This window comes from Roseovarius sp. A-2 (assembly GCF_002072155.1).
Taxonomy (GTDB): domain Bacteria; phylum Pseudomonadota; class Alphaproteobacteria; order Rhodobacterales; family Rhodobacteraceae; genus Roseovarius.
Genome location: NZ_BDIY01000011.1, coordinates 105,373 through 117,332 on the forward strand (window position 1 = coordinate 105,373; position 11,960 = coordinate 117,332).

9 protein-coding genes are annotated in these 11,960 nt (G+C 62.0%); 7 read left to right on the plus strand and 2 right to left on the minus strand.

Annotated elements, in window-relative coordinates:
* Window positions 1–7 precede the first annotated feature (7 nt).
* Together BHD06_RS13750 and BHD06_RS13755 are read left to right on the plus strand one after the other, a co-directional pair.
* Window positions 8–1,039 carry a pyridoxal-phosphate dependent enzyme gene (locus BHD06_RS13750; protein ID WP_080457544.1) on the plus strand — a complete coding sequence of 344 codons (1,032 nt, stop codon included), beginning with the start codon at window positions 8–10 and terminating at the stop codon, window positions 1,037–1,039.
* Entirely contained in the window at window positions 1,036–2,166 is a 1,131-nt protein-coding gene (locus tag BHD06_RS13755) for a Xaa-Pro peptidase family protein (RefSeq protein ID WP_080457545.1), read from the plus strand. Before BHD06_RS13750 ends, BHD06_RS13755 begins: the two co-directional genes overlap by 4 nt.
* Window positions 2,167–2,383: 217 nt before the next feature.
* Here BHD06_RS13755 and BHD06_RS13760 read toward each other — a convergent pair whose 3' ends face one another.
* Window positions 2,384–3,289 carry a LysR family transcriptional regulator gene (locus BHD06_RS13760; protein WP_080457546.1) on the minus strand — a complete coding sequence of 302 codons (906 nt, stop codon included), beginning with the start codon at window positions 3,287–3,289 and terminating at the stop codon, window positions 2,384–2,386.
* A 171-nt stretch (window positions 3,290–3,460) separates the two neighbouring features.
* Between BHD06_RS13760 and BHD06_RS13765 the strand changes: the two genes are divergently transcribed.
* The 5 genes from BHD06_RS13765 (at window position 3,461) to ccmE (ending at window position 10,226) form a co-directional block, all read left to right on the plus strand.
* Entirely contained in the window at window positions 3,461–6,880 is a 3,420-nt protein-coding gene (locus tag BHD06_RS13765; protein WP_080457547.1) for an indolepyruvate ferredoxin oxidoreductase family protein, read from the plus strand.
* 81 nt (window positions 6,881–6,961) lie between these two features.
* Window positions 6,962–7,825, plus strand: a complete 864-nt coding sequence (locus BHD06_RS13770; protein ID WP_080457548.1) for a lysophospholipid acyltransferase family protein — start codon at window positions 6,962–6,964, stop codon at window positions 7,823–7,825.
* A 19-nt stretch (window positions 7,826–7,844) separates the two neighbouring features.
* A complete protein-coding gene (locus BHD06_RS13775) occupies window positions 7,845–8,657 on the plus strand; it encodes a glutamate racemase (RefSeq protein WP_080457549.1) in 813 nt (270 codons plus the stop codon).
* A gap of 78 nt (window positions 8,658–8,735) precedes the next feature.
* On the plus strand, window positions 8,736–9,764 hold the full coding sequence (gene argC, locus BHD06_RS13780; protein ID WP_080457550.1) for an N-acetyl-gamma-glutamyl-phosphate reductase: 1,029 nt from the start codon (window positions 8,736–8,738) through the stop codon (window positions 9,762–9,764).
* Between the two features lie 15 nt (window positions 9,765–9,779).
* Window positions 9,780–10,226 (plus strand): cytochrome c maturation protein CcmE, encoded by a 447-nt coding sequence (gene ccmE, locus BHD06_RS13785; RefSeq protein ID WP_080457551.1) that lies wholly within the window; start codon window positions 9,780–9,782, stop codon window positions 10,224–10,226.
* Window positions 10,227–10,324: 98 nt separating this feature from the next.
* Here the strand turns inward: ccmE and BHD06_RS13790 are convergent, their stop codons facing one another.
* Entirely contained in the window at window positions 10,325–11,770 is a 1,446-nt protein-coding gene (locus BHD06_RS13790) for a radical SAM/SPASM domain-containing protein (RefSeq protein ID WP_080457552.1), read from the minus strand.
* Window positions 11,771–11,960 lie beyond the last annotated feature (190 nt).

Genomic DNA, 11,960 nt, shown 5'->3' on the forward strand with positions numbered 1-11,960 from the left:
GGGTATCATGGACATTCTAGAAAATCCGTTTCGTGGCAACGGCATGGATGAAGGCGTGCTGGCTGGCGCGCCGTGGCCGAGCGTGGATGCAGGGGCGGTGCGCGATCTACTGACCCGCTGTCCGGCTGCTGCGGAGACGCCTTTGCGGCAGGTTGACGGGTTTGGCGCCGAGTTGTGGATCAAGGACGAACGCGGGCGCATGGGGCTGGGCAGCTTCAAGGCGCTTGGGGCTGCGTATGTGATCGCGCATGATGCCGCCGCCACCGGCACCGGGGATATGGGCCGCGCGCTTCAGGGGCGCACCTATGTCACGGCGAGTGCTGGCAATCACGGCCTCTCTGTGGCTGCCGGTGCACATGTATTCGGTGCCCGGGCAGTCATTTACCTGTCGGAGCTGGTGCCCGAATGGTTTGCCGACAAACTGCGCGCCAAGGGCGCGGAGGTGGCGCGAGTGGGCGTGGATTACGAGGCGAGCATGGTCGCCGCCGGTCGCGCCGCAACCGACAACGACTGGACGCTTTTGTCCGACAGCTCATGGCCCGCCTATTTTGAGTTGCCGCATCGCTTGATGGAGGGTTATCTCGCCATGGCCGAGGAGGTGACGCGGCAGATGGCCGAGCCGCCCAGCCATATCCTGTTGCAGGCTGGGGTCGGCGGGCTGGCCGGCGCCGCGGCGGCGTGGTTCCGCCATGTCTGGGGGGATGGACCGCGCATCATCGTGGTCGAGCCCGAGCGCGCGCCCGCCCTGCAAGAGAGCATTCGCGCAGGCCGCCCCTTGGAGACAAGTGGTGAGGTGTCGAACATGGGGCGTCTCGATTGCAAGGTGCCGTCGCTGATCGCGCTCAAGGGGCTGGCGCGGGATGCCGATGCCTTCGTCACGATCTCGGATGCCGAGGCCGAGGCGGTATTGGACGATCTCGCCGCCCGCGGCCTTGCCTCGACGCCCTCGGGTGCGGCCGGTGTGGCGGCGCTGTGCGGGCTCAATCTGCCCGAAGATGCCCGCGTGTTGTGCATTCTCAGCGAAGAGGCCGAGGGGTGACGCGCGGCGTCGAGGTTGCGGAATACCGCGTGCGGGTGCGCCGCGCGCAGACGGAAATGGAACAGGCAGGACTGCGCGCGCTGTTGCTTACGGCCGAGCCTGAAGTCCGCTATTTCACCGGGTTTCTGACACGCTTTTGGGAAAGCCCGTCGCGCCCATGGTTTCTGATCCTGCCCGCCTCGGGCGATCCGGTGGCGGTGATCCCGTCAATCGGCGCGGCGCTGATGGGCACCACCTGGATCAGCGATATCCGCACATGGGCGGCCCCTGAGCCCGACGATGAAGGGGTTTCGCTGCTGGCCGATACACTGCGCGAAATCGGTGATCCGGTGGGCGTTCCGGATGGGCCGGAGAGCCACTTGCGCATGCCGTGGGCGGATTTTGAACGGGTGCGCCGGGCAAGCGGTCTGGACTGGCGCGGCGACGGTGGCATCGTGGCGGCGCTGCGCGCTGTCAAGTCCACGGCCGAGATCGCCAAGATTGCGCGGGCCTGCGATATCGCGCGCCGCGCCTTTGACCGGGTGGGCGAAATCGCAGCCCCCGGCGTGCCACTATCACGCGTGTTTCGCGATTTTCAGCGTTTGCTGCTGGAGGAGGGGGCCGATTGGGTGCCTTACATTGCCGGTGGGGCCGGGCCGCAGGGCTATGCCGATGTAATCTCCCCTGCCTCGGACGCGCCGCTGGCGGAGGGCGACGTGCTGATGCTCGACACCGGCGCGGTCTGGGACGGGTATTTCTGCGACTATGACCGGAATTTCGCCGTCACGCGGTCAAGCCCGGCGCAGCGCGACGCGCAGGCACGGCTGATCGAGGCCACGCTTGCCGGGGAAGAGGCGGCGCGCGCGGGCGCGCGAGCCTGTGATCTTTGGCGCGCGATGGCCGATATCGTCGGCAGCGGCGAAGGGGCGGGGCGTTTGGGGCATGGTCTGGGCATGCAACTGACCGAAGGATTGTCGCTGACCGCCAAGGATCAGACCGTGTTGCAGCCCGGCATGGTCATCACACTGGAACCGGGCGTGGACCTTGGTCCGGGGCGGATCATGGTGCATGAGGAAAACATCGTGATCACCGATGCCGCGCCGCGCAGGCTCTCGCGGTTCGCCACATCCGACCTGCCTGTGATTTGACGGGCGTGCGCAAATTCCGGGCAGCGCAAAAAAAAGGCCGAGCACTAAGCTCGGCCAAAGTCCAACAGGGAGGTATGAGGGTGAGTGCCTTGCGGCTATCACCGTCACAATGGGCAGATAAGGGGGCGGTCCGGTCCGATCAAGGGAAATGATACCTCATATGCGGCATGGCCGATATGCGATTTCTGCATGACTGCCTCAAGGCCCGCTCAATCCCTTAGCCAAGCGCCCGTTCTTTCATCGTTTTCCGATATGCGATGATCTCATCCTGCACGAAATCGCGGAAGGCGGAGATCCGCTTGGAGTGACGCAACTCCTCCGGATAGGCGAGAAAGACCGGCACTTCGTTTGAAAACACCTCGGGCAGCACGCGTACAAGCTGTGGGAAATCGCGGATCAGGTAATCGGGCAGAACGCCGATGCCGAGATCATGCAGCACGCCCTGCAAAACGCCGAAATAGTTGTTCACGGTCAGCAGCGAGGAGATATCGTTTGTCATCAATTCGTTGACCAATGTCGCCGCAGCCCCGACCTGAGTCGAGCGCGGGTTTTGACAGATCACCCGATGCGCCTGCAGATCTTCGGGCGCTTCGGGATTGCCGTGCAGCGCCACGTATGAATGCGTGGCATAGAGGCACATATGCACGCTCATCAGCCGCTTGCGGATCAGATCGGCCTGGCTCGGCTCCTTCATGCGGATCGCGACATCGGCCTCGCGCATCGGCAAATCCAGCACGCGCTCCTCGAGCATGAGGTCGATCTTAAGATCGGGGTATTTCGCATAAAGCTTGGGCAGGCGCGGGGCAAGCCACAGCGTGCCAAATCCGGTCGTGGTGGTCACGCGTAATTCGCCGAACACCTCTTCTTCGCTGTCGCGGATGCGGGCGGTGGCGGCATCGAGCCGCTTGAGCATGGCGCGCGTCGCATCGAACAGCAATTCGCCCTGTTCAGTGAGAATCAGTCCCCGCGCATGGCGGTGAAACAGGGTGGCATTGAGTGACTCTTCGAGCGCCCGCACCTGGCGGGAGACCGCCGACTGCGACAAATGGAGCTGATCGCCCGCATGGGTCAGGCTGCCGGCATCCGCGACCGCGTGAAAGATTCTGAGTTTATCCCAGTCCATGACCCTAACTTTCCGAAAAACCGCAGCACGCTTGACGTAATAGCAGAAAATCTCTGCGAGGCGATAGCAAGCGCGCGCAATTTTGACGAAATTCCCCTTTGTAGGTCACATATTATGACCTAATATTGCCCTATACTGAAGCGAGGCCCTCAAACCAAGGAAGGCACGAACATGACCACGCAGAAGGTAACGCTGAACGACCGCTTCGATCTGGAAAAATCGCCGGTTCTCTTGAATGGCACGCAGGCCATGGTGCGGCTGATGCTGACGCAGGCCGCGCGGGACCGGGCCGCGGGGCTGAACACGGCCGGCTATGTTACCGGCTATCGCGGCTCGCCTTTGGGCGCGGTGGACATGCAGATGCGTCGCGCGCAGAAAGTCCTGACCGAGGCGCAGGTGCGCTTTGAGGAAGGGTTGAACGAGGATCTGGCGGCGACCGCGCTTTGGGGCGCGCAACAGGCGGAACTGCGCGGTGAGGGCAGGTATGATGGCGTCTTCGGCCTTTGGTATGGCAAGGGGCCGGGGGTGGATCGTTCGGGCGACGTGATGCGCCATGCCAATATGGCGGGCACCTCCGCGCATGGCGGCGTCCTGATGGCCATGGGTGACGATCACACCGGCGAATCCTCGACCGTGCTGCATCAGAGCGAATGGGCGCTGGTGGATGCCTACATGCCCGTGGTCAGCCCTGCGGGCGTGCAGGAAATCATCGATTACGGCATTTACGGCTATGCGCTCAGCCGGTTCGCAGGGGTCTGGGTGGGCCTCAAGACGATGAAGGACACCGTCGAGGCGACGGCGGTGGTCGATGGAAATCCCGACCGCGTGCAGCTTGTCACGCCCGATTTTCCGATGCCCGAGGGCGGGCTGAACATCCGCCTGATCGACACGCCGCATGCGCAAGAAACCCGCATGATCGACTATAAACGCTTTGCCGCCGAGGCGTTTTCGCGAGCCAACCGCATGGACAAGCGGATGTGGGGCAAGCGGGGGGCCAAGATCGGCTTTGTCGCGGCGGGCAAGAACTGGCTCGATCTGGTGCATGCGCTGGAATTGCTGGGGATTGATGCGACTGAGGCCGAGCGTCTGGGCATCACCACCTACAAGGTCGGGCAGGTCTTTCCGCTCGACATGCATGGATTTCACGACTGGGCCGAGGGGCTCGACCTGATCGTTGTGGTCGAGGAAAAGCGCAAGCTGATCGAGGTGCAGATCAAGGAGGCGATATTTGACGACCGGCGCGGCCGCCGTGTTTATGGCTGGTACAAGGGCGGCGCGGGCGGCATGCATCGCGACGAGCTGTTTCCGACGCGCGGCGCACTGGACCCGATCTGGATCGCCGAGAAGCTTGGCGGCATCCTCATTGAGGAGGGCCGCGGCACCGACCGGATCAAGGCGGGGCTTGCGTCGTTGTCAGAGGCGCGCGCCGGCGATAATGCCGAGGAGATCGCGACCCGGCTGCCCTATTTCTGCGCCGGCTGCCCGCATAATTCCTCGACCAAGCTGCCTGAGGGCAGCCGCGCCTATGCCGGGATCGGCTGTCACTACATGGTGCAGTGGATGGACCGCGAGACGACCGGTTTCACCCATATGGGCGGCGAGGGGGCGAACTGGATCGGCGAGGCACCGTTCAGCACGCGCAACCACGTGTTCCAGAACCTCGGCGACGGCACCTATAACCATTCCGGCGTGCAGGCCATTCGTGCCGCCCTTGCTGCGGGCACGACGATCACCTTCAAGATCCTTTACAACGACGCCGTGGCGATGACCGGCGGACAGGCCAATGAGGGCGGGCTGGATGCACCGCGCATTGCCGCTGAACTGCGCGCCATGGGGGTCAAGCACCTGTCGGTGGTTTATGATGAGAAAGAGGATGTGAACCTTAAGTCCTTTCCGCAGGGCATTGAATTTGCAGAGCGTTCCGATCTTATGGCGGTGCAGGAGCGGCTGGCGAAGGTCGAAGGTGTCAGTGTCATCCTTTATATCCAGACCTGCGCCGCCGAAAAGCGCCGCCGCCGCAAGCGCGGTAAATTCCCCGACCCTGACCGCCGCGTCTTCATCAACACTGATGTCTGCGAGGGCTGCGGCGATTGCGGGGTGCAGTCAAACTGCGTGGCCATCGTCCCGGTTGAGACCGAGTTGGGCCGCAAGCGGGCGATTGACCAGTCAAGCTGCAACAAGGACTTCTCCTGCCTCAAGGGGTTTTGCCCGTCCTTTGTCACGCTCGAAGGGGCGAAGCCGCGCAAGGAAAGCACGACCGAGTTGCACCTGCCCGATATGCCCGCGCCCACGCTGCCCGCAATCGACGGCACGCACAACGTGGTGATCACCGGTGTGGGCGGCACCGGCGTCGTCACCATCGGCGCGGTCATGGCGCAGGCCGCACAGATCGACGGCAAGGGGGCGGGCATGATGGAGATGGCCGGGCTCGCGCAAAAGGGCGGCGCTGTGCATATCCACTGCCGCATTGCCGAGAATTCCGGCGATATCAATGCGATCCGGGTGGCGACGGGCGAGGCGCATACCCTGATCGGTGGCGATCTGGTGGTGAGCGCGGGCGCCAAGACGCTTGGCCTTACGCGGCAGGGGCGCACCGGGGCGGTCGTGAACAGCCACGAGATCGTCACCGGCGATTTCACCCGCGACCCCGAGTTTCACCTGCCCGCCGACCGGCTGCAACTGGCGCTCGAGGCGCGTTTGCGCGAGGGCGTGCAGATGTTCGATGCCTCAAATCTGGCGAAAACCGTGATGGGCGATTCGATCTATTCCAACATGATGATCTTTGGTGCGGCGTGGCAACGCGGCCTCTTGCCGCTGAGCCATGATGCCATCACGCAGGCGATCACGCTTAACGGTGCCGCCGTCGAGGCCAATCTGCGCGCCTTCGAGGTGGGCCGTTGGGTGGCGCTCTACCCGGCGGAGGTAGAGAAGGTTCTGACGCCCAATGTGGTCGCCAAGCCGAAAACGCTCGACGAAAAGATCGCCTACCGCGCCGATCACTTGCGCGCCTATCAGGGCAAGGGACTGGTCAAACGCTATCACCGGATGTTGGACGGCATCGAGGATACGGGCGTGAAAGAGGCGGTTGCCAAGGGCTATCACAAGCTGCTTGCCTACAAGGATGAATACGAGGTCGCGCGGCTGCATCTGGAAACGGCCGCAAAGGCGCGCTCGGAGTTCGGTGGCGATTTCAAGATGAAGTTCCACCTCGCCCCGCCGGTCCTGTCGAAGACGGGCCATGACGGACGCCCCAAGAAGCGTGAATTTGGCCCCGGCATCCTGCGCGGCTTCGGTCTCCTGGCAAGGCTTAAAATGCTGCGCGGCACCCCGCTCGATCCCTTTGGCCGCACCGCAGAGCGCAGGATGGAACGCGCGCTGATCAAGCAATACGAGGCCGATATGGCCGAGGTGCTGCCGAAACTCGATGCCCGGACCCGCGACGCCATCATCGCGCTCGCCGAGTTGCCGCTCTCGATCCGTGGCTTTGGCCCCGTCAAGCAGGCGAACGAGCAAAAGGCCGCGAAACGGCGCGAAGAGCTTTTGGCGGTGATCCGCGCGGGTGGGGCGGAAACGGCACGGGCGGCGGAGTGAACGTCACGAAACTGTCACGTGATCTGGTCACAAGCGTCGCATAATCTTCACGGGCCGCAAATCAGCCGAGGACCGCCGCCGATGCGCCCTGATCGCCAGATCGCCCGTGACATTTCCTACGCCTATTCCGCCCAGACCAAGGGCGGGCGGGCGATGATCCGCACGATAGAGAACCTCACCGGGCGCATCGCGCTGATCAAGCGCGCGGCGGGATACGAGACCGAGGTCTTGCGAGGGCGTGATTTCTGGGACGTGATTGTCGAGCGTTACGGGCTGACGCTCGATGTGGTGGGCGGCAGCCTGATGAACATCCCGCGCGAGGGGCCGCTGGTCCTGATTGCCAATCATCCCTACGGCATCCTCGACGGGCTGATGATGGGCCACATCCTCAGCCAGACGCGGGGCGACTTTCGCATTCTGGCGCATCAGGTGTTCCGCAAGGCCGAAGACCTCGAACGCGTGATCCTGCCGATCAGTTTCGATGAGACCAAGGAGGCGGTCGCGCTCAATCTCGCCACGCGCAAGGCGTCGCTCGATTATCTGGGGCAGGGCGGGGCGATCGGCGTCTTTCCCGGCGGCACGGTCAGCACGGCGGCGAAACCGTTTTCGCGCCCGATGGACCCGGGTTGGCGCGGATTTACGGCCAAGATGATCGCCAAGAGTGAGGCGACCGTCGTGCCGGTCTATTTCGACGGTCACACCAGCCGCCTGTTTCAACTGGCCAGCCACCTGCATTACACGCTGCGCATGGGTCTGTTGATCAAGGAATTCCGCAAGCGGGTGGACACGCCGGTCAAGGTCGTGGTCGGCGCGCCGATCCCGCGCAGCAGGCTGGCGCAATATGCGGGCGACACGAAATCCCTCATGGCCTTTCTGCGCGCCAAGACCTATGAGTTGTCGCCAAGCCCGGTTGTCGCCTCGGAAATCGGGTTCGAATACGACTGATCCACTGGGATGCGCGCATATGGCGGTAGGGATTTTCGACAGCGGTCTGGGCGGCCTGACGGTCTGGGACGCGGTGAGCAAGCGTCTCCCCGAGGTGCCGTTTGTCTATCTCGGCGACAACGCCCACACGCCCTATGGCGTGCGCGACGCCGATGACATCTATGACCTGACGACGACCAGTGTCGCACGGCTGTTCGATGCCGGCTGCGATCTGGTAATTCTGGCCTGCAACACCGCCTCTGCCGCCGCCCTGCGCCGCATGCAGGAGGCCTGGGTGCCTGAGGGCAAGCGCGTGCTGGGCGTGTTCGTGCCGCTGATCGAGGCGCTGACCGAACGGGAGTGGGGCGACAATTCCCCGCCGCGCGAGGTGGCGGTGAAAAATGTGGCACTCTTCGCCACCCCCGCCACCGTGGCGAGCCGCGCCTTTCAGCGCGAATTGGCGTTCCGCGCCATCGGCGTCGATGTCGAGGCGCAGGCGTGCGGCGGCGTGGTGGATGCCATTGAGGAAGGCGACATGATCCTCGCCGAGGCGCTTGTGCGCTCCCATGTGGATGCGCTCAAGCGCAAGATGCCGCATCCGCAGGCCGCCGTTCTGGGCTGCACCCATTATCCATTAGTCGAGGAGGTGTTCCGCGACGCCCTCGGCCCCGATGTGACGGTCTATTCGCAGCCCAGGCTGGTTGCGGCAAGCCTGAGTGATTACCTCGGCCGCCACCCCGACAAGATCGGGCCGGGCACCGAGGCGATGTTCCTGACCACGGGCGACCCAAAGCGCGTGTCGTCCCGCGCGACGCAGTTTCTGCGACGAGAGATCGGCTTTCGTCCCGTCTGAACTGCGTGTCTGCGCGTGCGTTGCACAGCATCGCGATACGCATTATTCCCTGTTTGAAATTCTTGATGAGAGGTCGCCATGACCCATAAAATTGCCATCCTGGGCGCATCCGGCTATACCGGTGCCGAACTTGTCCGCCTGATCGCCACCCATCCCGACCTTGAGATCGCGGCGCTTGCCGCCAACTCCAAGGCGGGACAATCCATGGGCCAGGTCTTTCCGCATCTGCGCCATCTCGACCTGCCCGATCTGGTGACGATAGACGAGATTGATTTCAGTGGCGTCGATCTATGTTTCTGCGCCCTGCCGCACAAAACCAGCCAGGAGGTGATAGCGAGCCTGCCGCGTGATCTGAAAATCGTCGACCTCTCCGCCGATTTCCGGCTGCGTGATCCGGCAGAGTATGAGAAATGGTATGGCAATCCCCACGCCGCGCCCGAGTTGCAGCGCGAGGCGGTTTACGGGCTGACCGAATTCTACCGCGACGAGATCGCGGGCGCGCGGCTGGTGGCGGGCACCGGCTGCAATGCGGCGACGGGGCAATATATCCTGCGGCCCTTGATCAGTGCCGGTGTGATTGATTTCGATGAGATCATCCTCGATCTGAAATGCGCGGTTTCGGGCGCGGGCCGCAGCCTCAGGGAAAACCTGCTGCATGCGGAACTGTCCGAGGGCTATCATGCCTATGCTTTGGGTAGCACCCACCGGCATCTGGGCGAGTTCGATCAGGAATTCTCCAAGATTGCCGGGCGGCCCGTCGAGATCCAGTTCACCCCGCATCTCATACCCGCCAACCGCGGCATTCTGGCGACGGCCTATCTGCGGGGCGCGGCTCAGGCGGTGCATGATACGCTGCAAACGGCCTATGCCGACGAGCCGTTCATTGAGGTGCTGCCGATGGGCGAGGCCCCCAGCACGCGCCACATCCGGGGCAGCAATTTCTGTCATATCGGCGTGGTCGCGGACCGGCAGGCAGGTCGTTGCACGGTCATCGCGGCGCTCGATAACCTGACAAAAGGTAGCAGCGGGCAGGCGTTGCAAAACGCCAATCTGATGCTATCTCTGGATGAGACAACGGGCCTCATGCTGGCTCCGGTCTTTCCGTAAGAAGGGATGACGCCCATGAAATCGCTGAAGAAGAAGCGCCGGGTGCAGGTCATCGCGATTGCGGCGGTGGCGCTGGTAATGGCCACCGCGCTTATTGGCTACGGGATGCGCGACGGGATAAACTTCTTTCGCTCACCGACACAGGTAATGACCGAACCGCCAAGCGAGACCGAGATTTTCCGCATCGGCGGCCTGGTCGAGGAAGGCAGCCTGAAGCGCGGTCAGGGCGAGGTCATTCATTTCAACGTCACCGATGGCGGGGCTGTTGTGCCGGTGACCTACAAGGGTGTTTTGCCCGACCTTTTCGAGGAAAACCAGGGCATGGTCGGCACCGGCAGCTATCGCGACGGGGTGTTTGAGGCCAGTGAGATCCTCGCCAAGCATGACGAGGATTATATGCCCAAGGAAGTGGTCGATGCTCTCAAGGAACAGGGTGTCTACAAGGAGGCGGATGGCAGCTGAGCCGGTCTATCCGACGCGCGGGCCCCTATCAGGTGTTGAATGTGCAAACACCTCCACGAAGCGGCCACATAACCAATCACCGCCTGAGCGCCGTGCGATCATTGTCTCTTCTCGAAGGTTCGCGGCGAAAGGACCTTCTCAAGCCCCGCAATGAAATGGCGTCTGTCATCATCGCTCAGCTTGTCGCCAATCTCGCCGAGCACAGCGGCGATCATCGTCTTTTGAACCGCGCAGAACCAGGCAGGCGGCTTCGCCACCTTCTTCTCCAGCAGATATGTCGAACCTAGGCATGACTGACATATCTCGTTCGCCCAACATTTCCCGCAGACGTCGTGGTAGGCCTTTCCGTTCCTGTAGAACGACGAAGATATCTTGCGGTATTTCTCGTCGCTCCACGCTCCATTGACGAAGCCATAACTCGTCTCCGGAGATTCAAGAAGATAGCACGGGAACGCCTCTCCATCGAAGTTTACAGCCATGAAGGTGCGACCGGCCCCGCACACATGCTCGTTCTTATGCCGATTGAAGAAGCCGTCTATGACAAATTGAATACCCCTGAGCAGATGCGGGTCATCAGACGAAAAGGACCGGATACACGCGCGCGCCGCCGAGGCGAAAGAGTTGGCTACCTCGGCAATCTGTTCACGCGCGTTCTCTCCGTGCCATGCGCCAAGTGCCAAAGTCACCTGCATTTCCCGCAGTCCAAGATCAAGGAGATGATTCACCAGTCCTTCTACGGTGACGCCGTTGTCATAATGTGTTTGGGTGTAGACCGACTCGACAGCGACGCGAAAATCTTTCTCGTGAAACCTGGAGATTGCACTTAAGACGCTGTCGTAGGACCCGCGCCCGCCGAGGAATGGCCTCAGCTTGTCGTGAACGTGTTTCGGCCCATCAAGGCTAACCAACACGTAAAAGTTGTGTTCGACGAAGAAGTCGATCATCTGATCGGTCAGCTTCGTGCCATTCGTGACAATGACAAAGCTTGGCAGCGCATAGGCTGAAGATCGACATTTGTGGCGCACGTAGTCGACCGTAGAGCAGATTTCCCTGAACGCGAGTGTTGGTTCGCCGCCCAGGAACTTGATGCTCGAAAGGCCGTTCGACGACAGGTCATATGCCTTGTCGATAGCTGCGCGACACGTCTCGGGGAGCATGGTTCGGCCAGCCTTGTTCAACTCGTCGGCATAGCAATAAGTACAGCCCAAATTGCAAATCTGGCTGATATTCAGAACAAGGTCACGAATGCCTGGCGCTTGGCTGGAGGCAGGTCGCGACGGCGGCGCATTGCGTCGAGCGAACGTCTCGAAGAACGACCTGACTTCAGGGGCATCGGTTTTGGCATCAGGTAGATTATCATCGAAGTTATCGTAAACATACGCCTGCAATTCCTGCTGAATATTTGCTGGAATTGTATAGAGTTCCTGTGCTTCCGGAAGGTAGAGGTGGTGCTCGAGTTCACCTCGCACCAGCGCGAAGCGACCAGAAACCGGAGCGCGATTTTCGGAGGCGGGCACTGTCCCGCTTGGCATCGTTGCAGACATGAGCTTGTTCCCGAATTCAGTTAACGGCGAGTGGCGGCACGTGTATGCCGCCACCGTGGTGATTTAACCCGAATAATTCATGGGGGTGTGGTGAAGGTAGCGTAAGCTTTTGAAAGCAGGTATTTTTTGGTTGTCGAAGCCAGAAAACTCAGTTTCCAAGGTACGTCCCCTCACCATGATACAGTCTACT

Coding starts and splice junctions, on each gene's coding strand:
- BHD06_RS13760 (WP_080457546.1), bottom strand. CDS start 3,289: ATGGACTGGGATAAACTCAGAATCTTTCACGCGGTCGCGGATGCCGGC.
- BHD06_RS13750 (WP_080457544.1), top strand. CDS start 8: ATGGACATTCTAGAAAATCCGTTTCGTGGCAACGGCATGGATGAAGGC.
- BHD06_RS13770 (WP_080457548.1), top strand. CDS start 6,962: ATGCGCCCTGATCGCCAGATCGCCCGTGACATTTCCTACGCCTATTCC.
- BHD06_RS13790 (WP_080457552.1), bottom strand. CDS start 11,770: ATGTCTGCAACGATGCCAAGCGGGACAGTGCCCGCCTCCGAAAATCGC.
- BHD06_RS13765 (WP_080457547.1), top strand. CDS start 3,461: ATGACCACGCAGAAGGTAACGCTGAACGACCGCTTCGATCTGGAAAAA.
- BHD06_RS13775 (WP_080457549.1), top strand. CDS start 7,845: ATGGCGGTAGGGATTTTCGACAGCGGTCTGGGCGGCCTGACGGTCTGG.
- argC (WP_080457550.1), top strand. CDS start 8,736: ATGACCCATAAAATTGCCATCCTGGGCGCATCCGGCTATACCGGTGCC.
- ccmE (WP_080457551.1), top strand. CDS start 9,780: ATGAAATCGCTGAAGAAGAAGCGCCGGGTGCAGGTCATCGCGATTGCG.